Consider the following 18,763-nt stretch of genomic DNA (forward strand, 5'->3'; position numbering starts at 1 on the left):
CGGTATGTCCGAGCAGCAGCACGTCCGTGCTGACGGGACGGTCACGTTCCTTCCGCACCGGCTCAACCGCCATCCCGTTGTCGCGCGCGGCCTCACCGCCGACGAGCTGTGGATCTGCTGCGGCCTGTCCGGCGCCGCCGGCCTGCTGGTCGGTGCGCCGCTGTCCTGGGTGTTCCGCACGATCGCGCTCGCGCCCACGTTCGTCGTGCTGGGCGTGGCCTTCGGCGTGTTCATCGGGGGCGGCATCCTGCGTCGCCTCAAGCGTGGGCGTCCCGACACCTGGCTGTATCGGCAACTCCAGTGGCGCACCGCCACGCGCTATCCGCTGGTGGCGGGCTGGGTGGGCGGCCATGCGCTGATCTCACGCTCCGGCTTCTGGACCACCCGAAGGTCTGCTGCAAGGGGGGCACGATGAGCCGCTTCAAGAACGAGATCACCCATCTGCAGGCGCACATCAAGACGCTTCGCCTGGGTGTTGGCGCGCTGGTCATCGTCGCCCTGGTCATGGGCGGCGGCTGGTGGAGCGCTCCGCGCGACCTGACCATCCACGTCCCGCCTGATCTGCGCTCCGGCAGTACCCGCAAGTGGTGGGAAGTGCCGCCCGAATCGGTCTATGCGTTCACGTTCTACGTGTTTCAGACCCTCAACCGCTGGCCGACGAATGGCGAAGAGGACTATGCGCGTAATCTCCACACGCTCTCGCCGTACCTCACCCCATCCTGCCAGGCCCTCCTGCGAGCGGACTACGACTATCGCCGCTCCACGGGCGAGCTGCGTCAGCGCGTGCGCGGCATCTACGAAATCCCCGGTCGCGGCTACGGTGACGACCCCACGGCGCGCGTGCGCGTGGTGTCCGACCGCGACTGGGTGGTGACGCTGGACATCACCGCAGACGAGTACTACGGGGCGGAACAAGTCAAGCGGGCTTTGGTGCGCTACCCCGTGAAAGTCACGCGGGTGGACATCGATCCCGCTCGCAATCCGTTTGGCCTGGCGCTCGACTGCTACGAGGGTGCGCCCCAGCGCATCAGCACACCGGAGCCGTCGCGCCCGGCACCTGGCGGCCTGTCTCCGCAAGCGCCTCAAGGAGAAACCCCATGAAGCACCTTGTACTCGCACTGCTGGGGCTGCTGGCCGTCGCCTCGGCTCCTTTTGCCCAGGCCGTGGAGATCCTTCGCTGGGAACGCATGCCCCTGGCCGTGCCCCTGCGTGTCGGGCAGGAGCGCGTCGTGTTTATCAACCGGAACGTCCGCGTGGGCGTGCCCGCGGGCGTCGGCGAGCGCTTGCGGGTGCAGAGTGCGGGCGGCGCGGTGTACCTGCGCGCGAGCGAGCCGATCGAGCCCACACGGCTGCAATTGCAGGATGCCGACACGGGCGCGCTGATTCTGCTCGATATCGCGGCCGAGCCGGCCAAGGACGGCGAAGCCGAGTTGGAGCCGGTGCGCATCGTCGAGGGCGACAGCGCCCCGACGCGCTATGGCGATCAAGCCGACGGAGCAGACGACGCCCCGGCGCGCGCCCAGGACCAGGCAGGCGCGCGGGCAGCGCGGCGTGAAACCCCGGTTCCGGTCGTGCTGACGCGCTTCGCCGCGCAGAACCTCTACGCACCGCTGCGCACCGTGGAGCCGCTGCCGGGCGTCATGCGGGTGAACCTGCGCCGCGATCTCGACCTCGGCACGCTGGTGCCGACGCTGCCGGTGCGCGCAGTTGCGCTCGCCTCGTGGCGTCTGGAAGACCAGTGGGTCACAGCCGTGCGCCTCACCAATAGCAGCGGCGGCTGGATCACCCTCGACCCGCGCGTGTTGCAGGGCGATTTCCTCACCGCCACCTTCCAGCACGAAGCAGTCGGCCCGCGCGGGACGCCAGAGGACACGACCGTCCTGTACTTGGTGACGCGGGGGCACGGCCTCGCGCAATCGCTGCTGCCGGCGATCAACCGCTTCGACCCAGCCGTGCATCTGCCGCAGCCCGAAGCCGAGGCCACCGACGACAAGGAGGCCCGCCATGCGCAGTAACGGACTCCTGAAGTGGTTAATGATCCCCGTGGCCCTGCTGGTGCTGTTCGTCGCCATCCGGCTGTTTTCGGGTGGAGGCTCGTCGGCGCCGCCCGCTGCGGATGCCGGCGCCAAGCTCACGCCGGAGGAAATGAAGGCGCTGGGCATCGAGGGCGATACCCCCCGCGATACCGTGGCGACGCTCGTGGCGCAGGTGAAGCAGTTGCGCACCGAACTGCAGACGGCGCTGTCCGACAACAAGTCCCAGCGCGAAGAGAACCAGCGCCTGCGCCAACGCGAGAACTCGATCGACCAGCGCATCAATTCGGCGCTGGAGACCGAGCGCTCCAACCTGCGCCGCGACCAGCAGCAGGCAGCCAGCGAACGCCAGCAGACCGAGGGACTGCTCGCCGACCTGCAGCGGCGCCTGGAAGGCATCGGCGGGCGCGGCGGCGGCCACGCCGATCTACCCGTGGGCCTGGGACTGCGTAACGGCGACGAGACAGGCATGGAAGGCGGCGTGCGCTGGGTCGAGCCGGACGACGCGAAGCCCGCTGATGGGCGTAACGGCAGTCGTGGCACGGGTGGCGGCATGAGCTTTCCGACGAGCTTCGGCCCTGCGCAGAGCACGCTGGAAACCACGGCACAAACCGTGGCGAACGCGGGCGCCCGCGCCGCAGGCGTCAAGAGCGCCAAGCCGGTCTATACGGTGCCGACCAACTCGACGCTGATGGGATCGGTGGCAATGACGGCGCTGATCGGCCGCGTGCCGATCGACGGTACGGTCAACGATCCGTATCCGTTCAAAGTCCTGGTCGGTCCCGACAATCTCACGGCAAACGGTATCGACATTCCCGACGTGGCGGGCGCCGTGTTTTCCGGCACGGCCTCGGGCGACTGGACGCTCTCTTGCGTGCGCGGCCAGGTGCGCAGCATCACCTTTGTGTTCCATGACGGGACCATTCGGACAATTCCCGAAGACCGCGACGGCAACCAGCAGAACAACCAGCAGCAGAACTCTCAAAGTGGGGGCCTGGGCTGGATCAGCGACCCGTATGGCATTCCTTGCGTCAGCGGAGAGCGGCGCAGCAACGCCCAGCAGTACCTCGGCTCACAGGCGCTGATCACCGCGGCGGGTGCCGGCGTCGCCTCGCTCATCGACAGCGACAGCGGTCAGATGTCCTACGTGGGCGCCGATGGCTCCATCGGAAGCGTCGGCATCTCGGGCAACGAAGCCGTGGGCCGCATCCTGGCCGGCGGCGTTCGGGACATGGCCGATTGGGTGAACAAGTTGTACGGCCAGGCCTTCGCCGCCGTCTATGTCCAACCCGGCGCAAAGGTCGCCGTCCACCTCGAAAAGCCGCTCGCCATCGATTTCGATCCCGAAGGTCGCAAGGTCGATCACCGTGCAGGAGAAAGCCATGCTCTCGAACTTGAATAAGGGCCTGGCGCTGGCCCTTGCCGTCGCGGTGCTCGGCGGCTGCGCCACCAGCAAAGAAAAGCTGCTGCCCCACGGCGACAGCACGATGATGGACATCTGGCAGCAGAACGCCGGTGACGGCGGCGGTGGCGCCGGCCAGGTGGCACGCAGGCAATTGCTCGACGCGCGCCAGAGCCTGCGCCGGCCGCTGACCGAGATGGATGTACAGGCCGCGCCCGCCGAGCAGATGCGCTACACGCGCACAGCGCGCAACGAGGTCTATCGCCAGTTCCAGCGCCTGCCGAATCCCGACCTGGTGATGTACGTGTACCCGCACCTGGCAGGCACGGACCCCGTGCCCGTGCCGGGCTATACGACGGTTTTTCCCTTGTACCAGCGCGTGCAGTACGCCATGCCGGGCGAGCGCGTGGAGGACTACTGATGCGCTGGAAACTCCCCTGGCACAAGTCGGCCGCGCCGAAGCTGGCCGCATCCGGCGCAGGCGATGACGAGCGGCCGGAGGGCTGGCAGCGCCACGTCGAGGCCTTGCGCCAGGCCGGCATCCCAGAACCCGGCACGGCGGTCCATGGCCGCAGGCCGGCGACCGTGGCCGACGAGCAGGCGCTGTACGACGTCGCGCCGTCGTTCGCGGAATTCCTGCCCTGGGTGGAGTTCCTGCCCGATTCGAAGTCCATGCTGCTGGAAGACGGGCAATCGGTCGCGGCATTCTACGAGCTGGTGCCGCTGGGCACCGAGGGCCGGGAACCCGGCTGGCTCGCGCATGCCCGCGACGCCTTGGAGAACGCGCTCCAGGACTCGTTCGATGAACTGGACGAGAACCCCTGGGTACTCCAGCTCTACGCCCAGGACGAACCCAGCTTCGACCAGTACATGCAGACCCTGCGCGACTACGTGCAGCCGCGCGCCCGCAATACGGCTTTCACCGAGTTCTACCTTCGCTTCTTCGGACACCACCTGCGCGCGGTAGCGAAGCCGGGCGGACTGTTCGAGGACACGGTGGTCACGCGGCTGCGTTGGCGCGGCCAGACGCGGCGCGTGCGCATGGTCGTCTATCGCCGGGCCACCGGGCAGGCGAGCCGCCGCGGCCAGACGCCCGAGCAGATGCTGAACATCGTCTGTGATCGCCTGTGTGGCGGGCTGGCGAACGCCGGCATCCAGGCCCGGCGCATGGTCGCGGCCGACGTCCATGACTGGCTACTGCGGTGGTTTAACCCGCGTCCCACGCTGCTCGGCCCTGGGGTCGAGGACCGCGAACGCTTCTATGCGCTGGCACGCTACCCCGACGAGACAGAAGACGGTGAGATCGAGCTGGCGAGCGGACGGGATTTCAGCCAGCGGCTTTTCTTCAGCCAGCCACGTTCGGACGCGGAGCACGGCACCTGGCACTTCGACGGCATGCCGCATCGTGTGCTGGTCACTGACCGGCTGCGCATGCCGCCCGGCACGGGGCATTTGACTGGCGAAACTCGCAAAGGCGATGCGATCAATACGCTGTTCGATCAGATGCCCGAGGACACGACGATGTGTCTGACCATGGTGGCGACACCCCAGGACATCCTCGAATCGCACCTGAACCACCTGGCGAAGAAGGCAGTCGGCGAAACACTGGCATCGGAACAGACGCTCAAGGATGTGCAGGAGGCCCGCTCGCTGATCGGCAGCGCGCACAAGCTGTACCGGGGAACACTGGCGTTCTATTTGCGCGGCCGGGATGAAGCCGAACTGGACCGGCGCGGCCTTGATCTGGCGAACGTGATGCTTAACGCCGGTTTGCAGCCCGTGCGCGAGGACGATGAAGTCGCGCCTTTGAACAGTTATCTGCGCTGGCTGCCGTGCTGCTACAACCCGAGCCAGGATCGACGGAACTGGTTCACCCAACTGATGTTCGCCCAGCACGTGGCGAACCTCTCACCGGCCTGGGGCCGCAGCCAGGGCACGGGCCATCCGGGCAATACGTTCTTCAATCGAGGCGGCGGGCCGATCACCTTTGACCCGCTCAACCGCCTGGATCGGCAGATGAACGCGCACCTGTTCCTGTTCGGCCCCACCGGCTCCGGCAAAAGCGCAACGCTCAACAACCTCTTGAACCAGGTCACGGCCATCTACCGGCCGCGCCTCTTCATCGTGGAAGCCGGCAACAGCTTCGGCTTGTTCAGCGATTTCGCCAAGCGCCTGGGCCTGACTGTGAACCGGGTCAAGCTGGCCCCAGGCTCGGGCATCAGCCTGGCGCCGTTCGCCGACGCGCGTCGGCTGATCGAAACGCCGAGCGACGTGCAGACGCTGGATGCCGATGTGCTGGACGAGGACATGCCACCCGATGCATCGGCCATGGAAGCGGACGAGCAGCGCGACGTACTCGGCGAGTTGGAAATCACCGCACGGCTGATGATCACCGGCGGCGAGGATAAAGAAGAGGCCCGGATGACGCGGGCCGATCGCTCGCTCATCCGCCAGTGCATCCTCGACGCCGCCGAGCATTGCGTGGCCGAGAAGCGCACGGTGCTCACGCGCGACGTGCGCAACGCGTTGCGCGAGCGCGGCCAGGACCCAACGCTGCCAGAGATGCGGCGCGTGCGGCTGCTGGAGATGGCAGATGCCATGGACATGTTCTGTCAAGGCACCGATGGCGAAATGTTCGACCGCGACGGCACGCCGTGGCCCGAGGCCGACATCACCCTGGTCGATCTGGCGACCTATGCCCGCGAAGGCTACAACGCGCAGCTTTCCATCGCCTACATCAGCCTGATCAGCACGGTGAACAACATCGCCGAGCGCGACCAGTACCTGGGCCGCCCGATCATCAACGTGACCGATGAAGGGCACATCATCACCAAGAACCCGCTGCTCGCGCCCTACGTCGTGAAGATCACGAAGATGTGGCGCAAGTTGGGTGCCTGGTTTTGGCTCGCGACGCAGAATATAGACGATCTGCCTCGCGCCGCGGAACCCATGCTCAACATGATCGAGTGGTGGATCTGCCTGTCGATGCCGCCGGACGAGGTGGAGAAGATCGCCCGGTTCCGCGAACTCTCGCCCGCGCAGAAGGCGCTGATGCTTTCGGCGCGCAAAGAGGCGGGGAAATTCACCGAGGGCGTCATCCTCTCCAAGAGCATGGAAGTGCTGTTCCGCGCCGTGCCGCCGAGCCTGTACCTCGCGCTCGCGCAAACCGAACCCGAAGAGAAGGCAGAGCGCTACCAGCTCATGCAGCAATACGGCTGCACCGAGCTGGAAGCAGCTTTCAAGGTCGCCGAGAAGATCGACCAGGCACGCGGCATCGAGTCGCCGGCCTTGGAACTGTCGTAAGCCGGAGAACACCATGGAGCAGAAGCGTCCTTCCATTCCGATACAAGTCCAGGCGTTCCGCCGTCGCCACAGGCGGCCCCGCTGGCCTTGGGCCTTGACTGCTGCGCTGGTCGCGCTGCTGCTGATCTGGCTCGTGTCCCGGTCGCCCGGCGAATCCTCATCGCATTCGCCCACGCCGGCTAGCACGGCGCAGATGGCCGGGCCGCCCTGGAAAATGGGCAACCCCGAGGGCCGTTTCACACTGACGCTCTATGCCGATCTGGAATGTCCGTTCTGCCGGGAGTACTTCCCGCAGCTCAAGCGCTGGGTCGGCAGCAACGCCGACGTGACCCTGCAATGGCACCACCAGCCGCTGGCTGCGCACGAGCCGGCCGCGTTGGCCGAGGCGCGTCTGGTCGAGTGCGTCGCCGAAGCCGGCGGGCATGCTGCCTTCTGGCGAGCCGTCGAGTGGGTCTATGCCCACACGCGCAGCGACGGCCTGGGACTGCCCGATGGCCTGCGCTACCCCGAATCGACGCCGGCCGTCGAGCAGTGCATGGCAAGCGAGCGGGTCGACGCGGCCATCCGCGCCCAGGCCGCGGAAGCCACGAAAAGCGGCGTGACGGCCACGCCGTCGCTGCGCCTGCTCGATCGCCAGATGGGCCAGTCCATCCTGCTGCAGGGACCGATCGAAGGCGATGCCTTGCTGTCGGCCATGGACATGCTGTCCGCTGATGAACCACCCGCCACACCCGCCACCGAAATGCCTGCCGACGTTGTCGGCGACATGCCCAGGTAGCCCGCGGTCCTTGAGGCTACGGCGCAGTCTTCTGCGCTGACCGCTCCCCGTTCTCTCCGCATCCTGGCCGCGAACAATCACCGCTGCGTGGTGGTGGATGCACCTTGTTCCGTTGTTCTCATCCCCAGGAGGGCTTGCCCTCCCAGGGCGTGCGCCCTCTGATCTCATCATCCGGAGGTTCGCCATGTCTCTCGTCGTCAATGACTCCTGCGTGGAGTCGCTTTCCGCTGTCGCAGCCCAGCATGAGGACTGGATCATCCAGCAGGCTATCGCGCTGCTGGAGAGACGGATCTTCAAAGTCGGACCGTGCCTCAGCCGACCGGCCGCCGTGCGGGACTACCTGCGTCTAAAACTGGTCGCTGAGCCCAACGAGGTATTCGCAATCGTTTTCCTGGACAGCATGCACCAAGTGTTGGCCTACGAGCCGATGTTCAGGGGCACGATCAATTCGACTGCGGTCTATCCCCGTGTCGTCGTGCAGCGTGTATTGGAGCTGAAAGCCGCCGCAGTGGTCTTCGCGCACCAGCACCCCTCGGGTGTCACTGAGCCGTCGAGCGCCGATCGTGCGCTGACCCAGCAACTGCAGGCAGCGCTGGCGCTGATCGATGTTCGGGTACTGGATCACATCATCGTTGGCCAGGGGATTCCGTACTCCTTCGCGGAGCACAGCTTGCTGTAGCGCATCGTTCATTGATCACAACGGGGGCTTCGGCCTCCGTTTCTTCCTTGCCCCGAAGCAAGCAGGTATGCGGGGTGTCCGCGATGCGCATTGTTTGTGGGGGCTGCACCGGATTCGGCGTTTGACTATGGCCCTGATCAACTTCCGGGGCACGTGTCATGCCAGCATCTTTTCCCAGGTTCGCGCCAAGCTGGCGAGCCCTTGGCCTGGCCGTTGCACTGCCGGTGTCCTTGGGTGTCTTCAGTCCGGCCACATTCGCTGCCGATGTGCTGGTCATCACCGACAGCCGCCATCCGGTCAAGACCATGGGCGGCGAGCGGCTGATCGAGCTGGACGAAGCGCACCGGATTGAAGCGGAGCTTTCTGCGGAACTGCCCGCCGAACCCGAGCAGGCGACCGCCATCGTCAAGCGCCGACTGAACAGCGGCGGCACCGATCTCCAACGCCGCATCGCTTCCGCCTACCAGGGCGTCACCGACGCATGGAGCCTGGGCATCACCAGCGTCCCGGCCGTCGTGGTGGATCAACGCTACGTCGTCTATGGCGAACCGGATGTGGCCCGCGCAGTCGCTCGCATCGAGCAGCACTGGAGGGCCCAGCCGTGACCCGCCCATTCGACCTGATGCGCCGCCTGCGTGCTGGCGTGGCGTCCGTTCTGCTGCTCAGCGCCACGGGCAGCTACGCGCTCAACACCGCAACCATCGTCGGCTCGGTGGCATCGCCAGACTGCCTCGAATACCGCGTCGCCGGGATCTGCTACTGGCTCTACTGCACCTGGACGGGCTGTACGGTACGCACGTCCATCAAGGTCCGCCACTACATCCCCGATGCGGTCGTCTCCAGCTACAGCAACACCGGCGAAAACCCCTGGATCGAAGTCCGGCCGATGAGCACGCCCAACCCATCCGCCCAAGCCGGCGGGGACGGAACGACGAACGAGGACCACGAAAACAACCTCGCCAAGTTCAAGAACGCGGACGTCATCGGCCACCCGGGGGCCGAGGTGTTCAACCAGTTCGCTTCGTCGTCGGGCTATTTCTGCCAAGGCGCGGGCACAGCCTTCATGCCGTATCTGCTCAGCACGCTGGACACGCTGGCCTGGCGCTACAACGTGCCCGAGATGGCCTACCCGGAGGCGCTGATTCCCGGCATGCGTGAGGTCGGCGCACGCACCACGATGAACCTCTGGGGCAACGTGTATCCCCGCGGGGGTTTCCTGCACCAGACCGACGACCACAAGGCTGGTGCAGTGGTGGCCCAGCGCGCAGGCGATGTCGTCACGCGCCGGGGGCAGATCCACGTTTATCAGCCGCTGCTCGCCAACTCCCGCGATGGCTACTGGCCGGCTGGCGCGCTCATGGAGAGCGACGCCTCGACGGGCAAGTGGCAGGAACTCACGCCTGTCCTGTCCTCGTCCTGCGCGGTGTTCCCCCGCGATGGCTCCCTGACGCAAGCCCAGCAAGGCGACTACGCCTGGGCGCTCTGGCGGCCGTATGCCTGCTGCGAACGCCGGGGCCAGGTGTTTCTCGGCAGCGTCGATTTCCTCTGAGGTGGTGCCATGAAGTTCCGTCCTGCATTCAATCCGTTCTCCCGCCGGGTACGTCGCACGAGGATCGTCCTGGCGGTGGCCGGTGCGCTCGCGCTGACGAGCGGTGTGGCCTGGGGCCAACTGGGCTACCAGACCGGCGGCAGTGTCATCGGCGATGACGTCATGTACTCGATCGGCGGCGGAAACGCCGTGTCGATGGGACGTGCGGCTGGCATGCGCTCTCTCGGGGTCGGCGTGGGCTGGAACAGCAACTTGATCTGCGGTGACATGAGCATCCAGACCACGTTGAAGAATCAGCTCAACGGCGTCACCAACGGCTTCCAGCAAATCATGTCATCGGTGATCCAAAGCGCCACCAGCGCGGTGGCGTCGTTGCCGGCATTGATCATTCAGCGGGCCGATCCCGGCCTCTACAACCTGCTCACCAATGGCGTGCTGCAGGCACGGCTCGATTTCGACCGCTCCAAGCTGACGTGCCGTGCCATGGCGGAGAAGATGGCCGAGACGGCGGGCGGGCAACTCAGCTGGAGCCAGATGGCAGAAGGCTTGGCGCTGCGCGATGCGGTGTCGAGCACGGATGCGGTCTCGGCCATCGAGCAGGCCGAGACGCGCCGCGGCAATGACGGTGTGCCGTGGGTCGGGGGCAGCAACGCGGGGGGCTCCGGCCAGCCCGCGATCAAGGTCGTCGGCGATGTCACCCGCGCCGGCTACAACCTGGTCAACGGCCGCAGCGTGACCGATACGTCCTCCATCGCACCGACCAGTTGTAGCAGTCTCTCGTGCCAGACTTGGACCTCGCCGCAGGCCGCCGTCGAGTGGGCCACGCGCGTACTCGGCGAGAAGGAACAGCGCACTTGCGATGCCTGCACCAAGACCGAGACGACGCCCGGCGTAGGGCTGACGCCGCTGATCCAGGAAGAATACGACGCAAAGCTGCAGGCGCTCCAGGATCTGGTGTCCAAGGCGAAGAACACGACGCCCGAGAACCTGCGCGAGGCTGGCAGTGCATCGCTGCCCATCACCCGCGGCGTGATCGAGGCGCTGCGCGACGAGCCAGACCAGCACCTGCTGTCGCAGCGCCTGGCGTCCGAGGTCGCGCTGTCCTCAGTGCTGGAGAAGGCGCTGCTGCTACAGCGCACGCTGCTCACGGGCAAGAAAGAGCCCAACGTCGCGGCGAACGAGCTTGCGGTGGAGGGCGTGAACAAGGAGAGCGATACGCTCGACCGCGAAATCCGCAACCTCAAGACCGAACTGGAGCTACGGCGCGAACTGGCGAATAACTCGCCCATGGCCATCATTCAGCGCCATAGCACGCGCGCGTCGGGTTCGCGTGGCATCTACGAGGGTGATCCGGTGCCCGACCGTCTCGACCAACTCCAGAAGGGCAATCCGGGAGGTCGGCCATGAGCGAGGCTCGCATGACTTGGCGTCCACTACGCTGGCTGTTCAGCCGGCACGCGGCGAAAACCCTGCTATGGCTTGTGCTGGTCGTGGCCGCCGCCGTAGGGGCCAACGTTGCGGGCATCTACCTGGTCGGCAGTGTCGCGGCCTGGGAGCGGTGGCTGGCCGCGTCCGCAGGGTATTTCTTCATCTGGCGACTGTGCCTGTACGGCGGTACGGCCTATGGATGGGTCTGGATGCGCCGTCGGCTGCTGGCCCGCGAAGACAACACGCAGGCGCGACGTCGGCTGATCCGCGCAGAGGTCGCCGGCGTCCTTGCCATTGTGGCGCTCGAAGCCAGCCTGTTGATGCAGGCCGCTTGAGGGGAGATCGAGGCCATGACGCTTTTCACGACCGACTACCTGGAGTACTACCTCACCCTCGTGTCCTGGATCGTCAACAACGGCATCTGGGCCGTCCTGGTGTCCAGCGGGGTGTTTGCGCTGCCCTTTGTGGCGATCGTCATCCAGGAATGGCTCAAGGCCAGAGCGGAGGGCGCCGACGAAGGCAACAAGGGCGTGCTCTCGGCGGCGCGCATCGAGAACCGAGTATTTGTGGCCATCGTGGTCGTCATGTTCGCCGGTATTCCGTTCATCGATGTCGACCTCAACACTATCCAGTACGACAGCTCGCGCTCGGCGCAGTGCCAAGTCAGCGTGCCGCAGCCAACGGAGACGGGCTGGTCGCAGTCCTTCAGCAGCATCAACAACCAGTCGGCGAAGGTTCCGGTCTGGTGGGCTTTCATGCACGCGCTTTCGCGCGCCGTCACGAGCGCCTCGGTGGCTGCGATCCCGTGCGGCACAGATCTGCGGCAGATGCGGATGGAGATCGATGCAACCCGTATCGACGATCCGGTGCTGGCTCAAGAGGTGGCGGATTTTTCTCGGGACTGCTACGGACCGGCGCGCGCCAAGCTGTTCATGCAGCGCCCGGATCTCGATGAGCAGCAGATGCAAGACGTGACCTGGATTGGCTCGCGCTTTTTCACGGACACGGGTGGCTACTACGACAGCTACCGCTCCAGTACGGCGCGCGAGGCATGGCCCTATGACGACACCCGCGATGCTGGGCTCGCGCAAGTTGCCAATGGTGGCGGCTACCCGACCTGCAGGCAGTGGTGGTCCGACGGCAGCAACGGACTGCGCGCGCGGCTGCTGGGCCAGGTGGACCCGAGCCTGCTGAATCGCCTGGCGGGCTGGGCTGGCTTCCTGAGCCGGGCTGAGGTAGATGACTCGGTGATCCGCGCCATCGCCTCGCCTCGCCAACAGAAGCTCAACCAGGGATCGGTCTATACAGATTACGGTGGCCAGATCGAAAAGACCGACCCGAACATCGTCACCCGAGCTGCGAGCGATGTTGGCCTGGCAATCGGATCACTGGGCTACTTCCCCGCCATGGACGCGTTACGCCAGGCTCTGCCGATGGTGTTGTCGCTTCTGAAGATGGCCCTGGTCATCTGCATCCCACTGGTGCTCGTGGTCGGAACCTACGGCCTCAAGACGGTGATGACTGCATCGGTGGTGCAGTTCGCGCTGTTCTTCGTGGACTTCTGGTTCCAGTTGGCTCGCTGGATCGATAGCACGATCCTGGACGCACTCTACGGCTGGGGCTGGGGGTGGAACCGGCCCCACTCGAACTTCGACCCCGTCATGGGGCTCAACAATGCCTTCGGCGATATGTTGCTGAACTTCGTGATGGCAACAATGTTCATCGTACTGCCCCTGTTCTGGGTGACAGCCTTGGGATGGGCTGGCTACGCTGTCGGGAACCTGTTACAGGGCCTCACGATGGGCACCGCTGGTGCCCGGGCCGCAGGCGGCAAGGCCGGCGACCTGGCGTTCGGCAATGCCATGAAGTGGGCAACGACACCCGGAAAGAAGAAATAGCACGCCCTCTGTTGCATGCGCTCAGGGCTAAGTGTTCTGGGGATCGTTGGGGTCGTGCGGGTCGATCCGATGTTCATCTACGGTATAGAGACCGAAACCGACATGGCCATCCCGCCATTCCGGCTCTGGCGTCGCCAAATCATCGGTATCGTAACCATGGGCCACGAACACAAGAAACACCACCAGTAGGGCCAGCCAGAAAGCGAAGTAGAGCAGCACGCCAAGGACACTCAGCTTGATCGCCGACAGCAGTACTTGAGCCACACGCGCCGGCAAGCCCTGCAGAACAAGCCAGCACGAAAGCCGGCGCTCGCCGCGCGCATAGGCGCGCCATCCACGGCCAACGCTGCGGCCGAGGCGTTCTGCGGTGCTGATGCGGGGTGTCGTGTTCATGGTCGTCTCCTGCTACATGAGGAATGCCTATTCCAGTTTGCTCCAATCCTGCTTGCTTGCCTGCACCAATACGTTCCAATCGTCTGGCGGATTCCCACGCCCGAGCATTTTCTCGAACACGGCATAGGGATCTGACTTGCTTCCCGAAGACCGCAAGGTCTGCTCATCATTGACCCAGGCGTACACGATGACCTTGGCCTTCGAGTCGTACCGAAAGAACAACCGGAACCGCCTTCCGATCTTGGCCCTTCGCCAGTGCCGGTGGGCCAGCCCCAGGGTGTTGCCCTGGCGGTACTCGTCGCGTGCCGGATCACCGGGCACCACATCTAATATCAACTGGTTCAAGGCCCGGAAGAGCTTGACGTTGGCGTTGGACTCGAAGCCCTCCGGGTCGTTCTCCTGCGCGCGCCGTGCGGCTGCGTGCAGCTTCTGCAACTGCTCGATCACACAGTCGTGGAACAGCAATGCCCAGCCATGCCGTTGCATCAGAGTTCCACTTCGCCGTCGATTTCCTCGTCCAGCTTCACGCCGTGACCCGCTTGCTCCAGCATGGCGCGAGTTAGATCCTCGGGCAGGCCATGGACGTTCCGGCCCGCCTCGATGTCGCGGGCCAGCAGACTCAGGAACGCACCGATGGCGGGGTCCTCGTGCTCGGCGTCGGCACGGGTCACGACGACTTCTCCGTCACGCAGGTCGAACGCAACCTTGCCGCCGGCATCGACACCGAGCGCCTGCCGGATGGGCTTGGGCAGCGTGATCTGGCCTTTGGAGGTCAGGGTGGCAACTTCATGAATGGCAGGCATGGCCGTTCTCCTAATAGCGATGCCTCCATCGTAAGGAATATTCCTTACGATGTCAATATGGGGTCTCATGGCGTCCTCCCGAGTCCAAGAACTGGCCCATCGTAGGGCGGGAACACCAAGCCTTCACGCATCAATCCGGCCCGCCGAATCCCGCATTGGCCGTGGACGGTCAATGCCCCACGCCCTATACCCAAATGGTTAAAGGCCAAAAGGCCGAAAGGGCAAGGGAATGGGGTGCAAGGGGAAAGGCCCTACCTCGAAAAGGCGAAAAGGCCTCCCGGTCGGCCCGCCACCAGGACACCCTACATGCTCTCACTGTTCCAGCGAAAACGGGCCTCGGCCGCTGCCGCTCCGCCGCCAACACCCGCCACCGATCCCCCGAAAGGGCGGCTGCGGCCCGAGTCGGCCGCATCGCTGCTGGCGACACCGCGCCGGCAGAAGCTACTGGAGCACATCTGGCAGCGCACGTCGCTGTCGCGCAAACAGTTCGCCACCCTGTACCGCATGCCGCTGGAGCGCTACGCCGAGCTGGTCCAGCAGTTTCCCGCATCGGAGGCCCATCACCATGCGTACCCCGGCGGCATGCTGGACCACGGCCTGGAGATTGTTGCCTACGCCCTCAAGCTGCGTCAGTCGCACCTCCTGCCGGCCGGAAGCACCCCCGAAGACCAGGCGGCGCAATCCGAAGCCTGGACCGCCGCCGTCGCCTACGCGGCGCTGCTGCACGACATCGGCAAGCTCGCCGTCGATCTCCACGTCGAACTGGCCGACGGCAGCACCTGGCACCCCTGGCACGGCCCCCTGCACCAGCCGTACCGCTTCCGCTACCGCGAGGACCGCAAGTACCGGCTACACAGTGCCGCGACAGGCCTGCTCTATCGCCAACTACTGGACGCCCAGCTTCTGGACTGGCTCAGTGGCTACCCTGCATTGTGGGGGCCGCTGCTCTACGTCCTGGCGGGCCAGTACGAGCATGCCGGGGTACTGGGCGAACTCGTCGTGCAGGCCGATCGCGCCTCCGTGGCGCAGGAACTGGGCGGCGATCCGGCGCGTGCCATGGCCGCACCTAAGCACGCATTGCAACGCAAGCTGCTGGACGGGTTGCGCTACCTGCTCAAGGAAGAGCTGAAGCTGAACCAGCCGGAAGCCTCCGATGGCTGGCTCACGGAAGACGCTTTGTGGTTGGTCAGCAAGACGGTCTCCGACAAGCTGCGCGCGCATCTGCTGTCCCAGGGCATCGACGGTATCCCGGCGAACAACACCGCCGTATTCAACGTGTTGCAGGACCATGGGATGTTGCAGCCCACGCTGGACGGCAAGGCAGTCTGGCGCGCGAGCGTCACCAGCGCGACCGGCTGGTCCCATTCATTTACCCTGTTGCGCCTCGCTCCCGCGCTGATCTGGGAATCCGGCGAGCGGCCAACGCCCTTTGCGGGCACGGTAGTGATCGACGCGACGCCCGCAGAGAACGACGCAGGTGCGCCGGCCACGCCGCCTGTGGCCGGTGTACCACCGTCCCTCGATGGCCAGGAGATGCCGCCTTGGGAGAGCGGCAGCACCGTCGCCGCTACGCCGCCCGCAGTCGACCCCATGCCGGACGTTATGGAGGACATGCTGGCGATGGTGGGCATGGACGACTTGTCCAGCGCCAAGGAAGAGGCGCAGTTCGTCTCAGGCAAGGCGCCTGCCACACCTCCCAAAGCTCTCACGCCAGCGAGGGCCGCAGCGCCACCACCATCGCCCGCGCCCCCGGCGGCACTTTCGTCCTCCGGGGCACAGCCATCCGGCGAGCATTTCATGGCATGGCTGAAACAGGGAGTCGCCTCGCGGCGGCTCATCATCAACGATGCGAAGGCGCTCGTGCATACGGTCAGCGACACGGCCTATCTGGTCAGTCCGGGGGTGTTCCAGCGCTATGCGCAGGAACACCCCCAGGTGGAGTCCCTTGCCAAGCAGGATGCGCAGCAAGACTGGCAGTGGGTGCAGAAGCGCTTTGAGAAACTGCAACTGCACCGCAAGCATCCCAATGGCCTAAACATCTGGCCATGTGAAGTGACAGGACCCAGGAAGTCAAGGCGTTTACATGGTTACCTTCTGTCCGATCCCCACCTCATCTTCGTTGAAGTCCCACCTGACAATCCGTACCTATCTCTCGGCGTCGCATCGTGACGAACACGACCACCGCCGAAGCAAGCGCAATGATCGCTGCCGTCAAAAAGGCGTGTGAGAATCCCGCGCTATAGCCATGCTGTGCAAGCGAAGTAATCGTGGCCGCGAGGTCGGGTGGATAAGCCCCGACGGCACGCTCAAGATCTCCCGCTGCGATGCTGTCGACGAATCCAGGCTCTACCGGCAAACGCTCCGCTGCCATTGCCTGTTCGAGCGCAGAGCGTACGCCACTGGCTAGCACCGCTCCCAGTCCGGCAAAACCGAGCAGAATTCCAGAGAAACGTGACGTAGTGCTAATGCCGGATGCCATTCCTGCCCTATGCCTGGGTACCGTGCCCATGATGGCCTTCTGCGTTTCGCCGTTGAGCAGCCCGCCACCTGTTCCCAAGATTGCCATCCCGACGATCAGCAACAACTCTCCCGGTTGTCGGGCGGCGAACATCATGGTCAAGTTCCCCAGTGCAACGATTGCGAGCCCCAGAGTCAAGATGCGTGAGCTGTCCAAATACGGCGAGAGTCGCCGGCCGACTTGCGGAAAAATCAGCATGGCAAGAGCAAAGGGCAGCATGCCGATCCCCGCCGCAAGTGCTCCATTGCCACGGCCGTTTTGCAGAAACAACGGCAGCAGCGATGCCATGACCTGGGCCGACGAGGCGTAGGCGAACATCGCCAACACGGCTCCCACGAAGGGCCAAGCCGTGAAAAGCTCAAGATCGAGCATCGGATGAGTGCGACGCCGTTCAACCCAGACAAAGACAGCGAACAACAACAGGCCGCCCGCAATTCGCAACAAAACTGGGCCGCTCATCCAACCGTGGCTGGGTCCGACGATCAGGGCCCAGGTGACACTAAACATTGCTAGTGTGAAGAGAACGATTCCTGGGATGTCCAAGGTCCGCGGTGTTGGGTCACGCGACTCCTCCACCAGCGTAAGTACCGCTATCGCAAGCAGTACACAGATCGGAAGGTTGATGTGGAAAGCCCAGCGCCAGCCGAGCACGCTGCTGATCGCTCCACCAATCAGCGGCGAGACGACCATCGTGAGCCCCATGATGCCACCCCATATCGCCCACGCACGGCCACGTGCGTTTTCATCGTGGAATGTGTGTCCGATGATGGCCAAGGCAGGGGCGAGAAGGAACGCGGCCCCAACTCCCTGAACCGCCCTAGCCAGATACAGTCCCGGTGCCGAAGGCGCCAGACCACAGGCCAGCGATGCAATTGCAAAGAGTGCTATCCCGAAAAGAAAAACCCTTCGTCGGCCATAGCGGTCAGCGATGGAGCCGGCGGGAAGGAGTAGGGCTGCGAAGCATAGAACATAGGTACTGATGACCCACTCCACTTCGGCAAACGAGGCCTGTAGATCCCTGGCGATGGTTGGCAGAACGATACCAACGACGTTTGTGTCGAGGACGGTCATTGCGCAGCCGGTTGACGCGACAAAGAGAATTGCGGTCTCTTTCCTCATCGCGGGGCGGGTAACTGAATTATTCATCGTGGGATCGGCTATTTGAGTGCCGCTATGCCGGCTTGGGCGATTTCTTCATCATGCTGGGGGGTGTCCGCGGATACTCCGATGGCCCCAACAGTGTGTCCGTTGACGACGATAGGAAGTCCGCCACGCATCAGGACGAAACCTTGGGCAGTGATGGCGGCAGGTCGAGAACCGTTGATCGCATCCTCGAGCGCACCGCTGGGACGTCGAAAGAGCGCAGCGGTGCGCGCCTTACCTGGAGCGAGTTCTACACCTGCAGGCACAGCCGCGTTGTCCATGCGAAGCAGAAGGATGGGCGAACCGGAACTGTCGACAACGGCAATTACGCACGGCCAACCAGACGCTTGTGCCTTGGATTGCGCAGCTGAGAGGACCTGTTGTGCGGCAGCAAGGGTGAGCACCGGCTGGCTAGGCAACTCGACTGCGGCCGCCGGCAACGAAGCCAGTGCAAGTGAGCCAGCAAGCGCAAGTGCCGCTGTCCGATGTGAAAAACGAGACATCACGAAACTCCAATGAAAGTAGATTTCTGTCATTGAAGCAGGGCCGATAATTCAGTTCAATAAAGCAGTTTGTTAAGATAATTCAGTAAAAATGAATAGAAAACTCGATAGCCATGGACATCCGTCATCTCCGCTCGTTCGTCACGGTTGCAGAAAATCTGCACTTTTCACGCTCTGCTGAGCAGCTTGGGCTATCTCCCCCGACATTGACTGCGCAGATTCAGGAAGTCGAACGCTTGTTGCAGGCGCGGCTGTTCCCCGATGGCCAGGTCAAATTCCCCCACCCTTGGCCACCCCAAATTCCCCCAGGCAGGACGACCAGATTATGACGAC

20 protein-coding genes are annotated in these 18,763 nt (G+C 64.6%); 15 read left to right on the forward strand and 5 right to left on the reverse strand.

From position 1 onward, the window contains the following. Positions 1–4: 4 nt before the first annotated feature. The 13 genes from AC1Q5S_RS07095 to AC1Q5S_RS07155 all read left to right on the forward strand — a co-directional run bounded on the left by AC1Q5S_RS07095 (position 5) and on the right by AC1Q5S_RS07155 (position 13,070). Entirely contained in the window at positions 5–415 is a 411-nt protein-coding gene (locus AC1Q5S_RS07095; RefSeq protein ID WP_492238566.1) for a TIGR03750 family conjugal transfer protein, read from the forward strand. Next, on the forward strand, positions 412–1,101 hold the full coding sequence (locus AC1Q5S_RS07100) for a PFL_4703 family integrating conjugative element protein (protein ID WP_454840394.1): 690 nt from the start codon (positions 412–414) through the stop codon (positions 1,099–1,101). The genes AC1Q5S_RS07095 and AC1Q5S_RS07100 overlap by 4 nt, the downstream gene beginning before the upstream one ends. Further along, the gene (locus AC1Q5S_RS07105; RefSeq protein WP_454840393.1) at positions 1,098–2,015 is read left to right on the forward strand and encodes a TIGR03749 family integrating conjugative element protein; all 918 of its coding nucleotides are present in this window, start codon (positions 1,098–1,100) and stop codon (positions 2,013–2,015) included. Before AC1Q5S_RS07100 ends, AC1Q5S_RS07105 begins: the two co-directional genes overlap by 4 nt. Next, positions 2,005–3,435, forward strand: a complete 1,431-nt coding sequence (locus AC1Q5S_RS07110; protein WP_455240163.1) for a TIGR03752 family integrating conjugative element protein — start codon at positions 2,005–2,007, stop codon at positions 3,433–3,435. Before AC1Q5S_RS07105 ends, AC1Q5S_RS07110 begins: the two co-directional genes overlap by 11 nt. Next, entirely contained in the window at positions 3,416–3,856 is a 441-nt protein-coding gene (locus AC1Q5S_RS07115; protein WP_003158644.1) for a TIGR03751 family conjugal transfer lipoprotein, read from the forward strand. Before AC1Q5S_RS07110 ends, AC1Q5S_RS07115 begins: the two co-directional genes overlap by 20 nt. Next, a complete protein-coding gene (locus AC1Q5S_RS07120; protein WP_009876609.1) occupies positions 3,856–6,738 on the forward strand; it encodes a conjugative transfer ATPase in 2,883 nt (960 codons plus the stop codon). Before AC1Q5S_RS07115 ends, AC1Q5S_RS07120 begins: the two co-directional genes overlap by 1 nt. Positions 6,739–6,751: 13 nt before the next feature. Next, a complete protein-coding gene (locus tag AC1Q5S_RS07125) occupies positions 6,752–7,516 on the forward strand; it encodes a DsbA family protein (protein ID WP_047350886.1) in 765 nt (254 codons plus the stop codon). Between the two features lie 184 nt (positions 7,517–7,700). Further along, on the forward strand, positions 7,701–8,195 hold the full coding sequence (locus AC1Q5S_RS07130; RefSeq protein ID WP_047350887.1) for a JAB domain-containing protein: 495 nt from the start codon (positions 7,701–7,703) through the stop codon (positions 8,193–8,195). A gap of 158 nt (positions 8,196–8,353) precedes the next feature. Continuing rightward, entirely contained in the window at positions 8,354–8,800 is a 447-nt protein-coding gene (locus tag AC1Q5S_RS07135; RefSeq protein WP_047350888.1) for a TIGR03757 family integrating conjugative element protein, read from the forward strand. Further along, positions 8,797–9,744, forward strand: a complete 948-nt coding sequence (locus AC1Q5S_RS07140) for a TIGR03756 family integrating conjugative element protein (RefSeq protein WP_047350889.1) — start codon at positions 8,797–8,799, stop codon at positions 9,742–9,744. The genes AC1Q5S_RS07135 and AC1Q5S_RS07140 overlap by 4 nt, the downstream gene beginning before the upstream one ends. Positions 9,745–9,753: 9 nt before the next feature. After that, complete coding sequence (locus tag AC1Q5S_RS07145) at positions 9,754–11,151, forward strand: integrating conjugative element protein (RefSeq protein ID WP_492238567.1); 1,398 nt, start codon at positions 9,754–9,756, stop codon at positions 11,149–11,151. An 11-nt stretch (positions 11,152–11,162) separates the two neighbouring features. Continuing rightward, on the forward strand, positions 11,163–11,507 hold the full coding sequence (locus tag AC1Q5S_RS07150) for a hypothetical protein (protein WP_492238568.1): 345 nt from the start codon (positions 11,163–11,165) through the stop codon (positions 11,505–11,507). Positions 11,508–11,522: 15 nt separating this feature from the next. Then, positions 11,523–13,070 (forward strand): conjugal transfer protein TraG N-terminal domain-containing protein, encoded by a 1,548-nt coding sequence (locus tag AC1Q5S_RS07155; protein WP_312483804.1) that lies wholly within the window; start codon positions 11,523–11,525, stop codon positions 13,068–13,070. A gap of 27 nt (positions 13,071–13,097) precedes the next feature. Here the strand turns inward: AC1Q5S_RS07155 and AC1Q5S_RS07160 are convergent, their stop codons facing one another. The 3 genes from AC1Q5S_RS07160 to AC1Q5S_RS07170 are packed head-to-tail and all read right to left on the reverse strand — an operon-like array spanning position 13,098 to position 14,266. Then, positions 13,098–13,463: a DUF3742 family protein gene (locus tag AC1Q5S_RS07160; protein WP_312483803.1), complete on the reverse strand. Its 366-nt coding sequence runs from the start codon at positions 13,461–13,463 to the stop codon at positions 13,098–13,100. A gap of 27 nt (positions 13,464–13,490) precedes the next feature. Next, entirely contained in the window at positions 13,491–13,949 is a 459-nt protein-coding gene (locus AC1Q5S_RS07165; RefSeq protein ID WP_009876618.1) for a type II toxin-antitoxin system YhaV family toxin, read from the reverse strand. After that, complete coding sequence (locus AC1Q5S_RS07170; protein ID WP_009876619.1) at positions 13,949–14,266, reverse strand: type II toxin-antitoxin system PrlF family antitoxin; 318 nt, start codon at positions 14,264–14,266, stop codon at positions 13,949–13,951. Before AC1Q5S_RS07170 ends, AC1Q5S_RS07165 begins: the two co-directional genes overlap by 1 nt. Positions 14,267–14,572: 306 nt before the next feature. On the opposite strand from AC1Q5S_RS07170, the gene mobH reads away from it, so the two are divergent. Beyond that, complete coding sequence (gene mobH / locus AC1Q5S_RS07175) at positions 14,573–16,435, forward strand: MobH family relaxase (protein WP_454840385.1); 1,863 nt, start codon at positions 14,573–14,575, stop codon at positions 16,433–16,435. On the opposite strand, the gene AC1Q5S_RS07180 is transcribed toward mobH, so the two are convergent. Continuing rightward, on the reverse strand, positions 16,377–17,903 hold the full coding sequence (locus AC1Q5S_RS07180) for an MFS transporter (RefSeq protein ID WP_492238569.1): 1,527 nt from the start codon (positions 17,901–17,903) through the stop codon (positions 16,377–16,379). The genes mobH and AC1Q5S_RS07180 overlap by 59 nt on opposite strands. Before the next feature lie 38 nt (positions 17,904–17,941). Next, positions 17,942–18,463, reverse strand: coding sequence for a GlcG/HbpS family heme-binding protein (locus AC1Q5S_RS07185; RefSeq protein ID WP_455240167.1), 522 nt, complete (start codon positions 18,461–18,463; stop codon positions 17,942–17,944). 80 nt (positions 18,464–18,543) lie between these two features. Here AC1Q5S_RS07185 and AC1Q5S_RS07190 point away from each other — a divergent pair, with 80 nt between their 5' ends. Then, the gene (locus AC1Q5S_RS07190) at positions 18,544–18,759 is read left to right on the forward strand and encodes a LysR family transcriptional regulator (protein ID WP_492238570.1); all 216 of its coding nucleotides are present in this window, start codon (positions 18,544–18,546) and stop codon (positions 18,757–18,759) included. Positions 18,760–18,763 lie beyond the last annotated feature (4 nt).

This window comes from Acidovorax sp. GW835-FHT14B10, assembly GCF_058793725.1.

Bases quoted from the DNA above. Each gene is read 5' to 3' on its own strand.
- AC1Q5S_RS07110 (WP_455240163.1), top strand. From the start codon at position 2,005: ATGCGCAGTAACGGACTCCTGAAGTGGTTAATGATCCCCGTGGCCCTG.
- AC1Q5S_RS07095 (WP_492238566.1), top strand. From the start codon at position 5: ATGTCCGAGCAGCAGCACGTCCGTGCTGACGGGACGGTCACGTTCCTT.
- mobH (WP_454840385.1), top strand. From the start codon at position 14,573: ATGCTCTCACTGTTCCAGCGAAAACGGGCCTCGGCCGCTGCCGCTCCG.
- AC1Q5S_RS07135 (WP_047350888.1), top strand. From the start codon at position 8,354: ATGCCAGCATCTTTTCCCAGGTTCGCGCCAAGCTGGCGAGCCCTTGGC.
- AC1Q5S_RS07155 (WP_312483804.1), top strand. From the start codon at position 11,523: ATGACGCTTTTCACGACCGACTACCTGGAGTACTACCTCACCCTCGTG.
- AC1Q5S_RS07170 (WP_009876619.1), bottom strand. From the start codon at position 14,266: ATGCCTGCCATTCATGAAGTTGCCACCCTGACCTCCAAAGGCCAGATC.
- AC1Q5S_RS07160 (WP_312483803.1), bottom strand. From the start codon at position 13,463: ATGAACACGACACCCCGCATCAGCACCGCAGAACGCCTCGGCCGCAGC.
- AC1Q5S_RS07150 (WP_492238568.1), top strand. From the start codon at position 11,163: ATGACTTGGCGTCCACTACGCTGGCTGTTCAGCCGGCACGCGGCGAAA.
- AC1Q5S_RS07105 (WP_454840393.1), top strand. From the start codon at position 1,098: ATGAAGCACCTTGTACTCGCACTGCTGGGGCTGCTGGCCGTCGCCTCG.
- AC1Q5S_RS07165 (WP_009876618.1), bottom strand. From the start codon at position 13,949: ATGCAACGGCATGGCTGGGCATTGCTGTTCCACGACTGTGTGATCGAG.
- AC1Q5S_RS07185 (WP_455240167.1), bottom strand. From the start codon at position 18,463: ATGACAGAAATCTACTTTCATTGGAGTTTCGTGATGTCTCGTTTTTCA.
- AC1Q5S_RS07100 (WP_454840394.1), top strand. From the start codon at position 412: ATGAGCCGCTTCAAGAACGAGATCACCCATCTGCAGGCGCACATCAAG.
- AC1Q5S_RS07180 (WP_492238569.1), bottom strand. From the start codon at position 17,903: ATGAGGAAAGAGACCGCAATTCTCTTTGTCGCGTCAACCGGCTGCGCA.
- AC1Q5S_RS07120 (WP_009876609.1), top strand. From the start codon at position 3,856: ATGCGCTGGAAACTCCCCTGGCACAAGTCGGCCGCGCCGAAGCTGGCC.
- AC1Q5S_RS07125 (WP_047350886.1), top strand. From the start codon at position 6,752: ATGGAGCAGAAGCGTCCTTCCATTCCGATACAAGTCCAGGCGTTCCGC.
- AC1Q5S_RS07130 (WP_047350887.1), top strand. From the start codon at position 7,701: ATGTCTCTCGTCGTCAATGACTCCTGCGTGGAGTCGCTTTCCGCTGTC.
- AC1Q5S_RS07145 (WP_492238567.1), top strand. From the start codon at position 9,754: ATGAAGTTCCGTCCTGCATTCAATCCGTTCTCCCGCCGGGTACGTCGC.
- AC1Q5S_RS07115 (WP_003158644.1), top strand. From the start codon at position 3,416: ATGCTCTCGAACTTGAATAAGGGCCTGGCGCTGGCCCTTGCCGTCGCG.
- AC1Q5S_RS07190 (WP_492238570.1), top strand. From the start codon at position 18,544: ATGGACATCCGTCATCTCCGCTCGTTCGTCACGGTTGCAGAAAATCTG.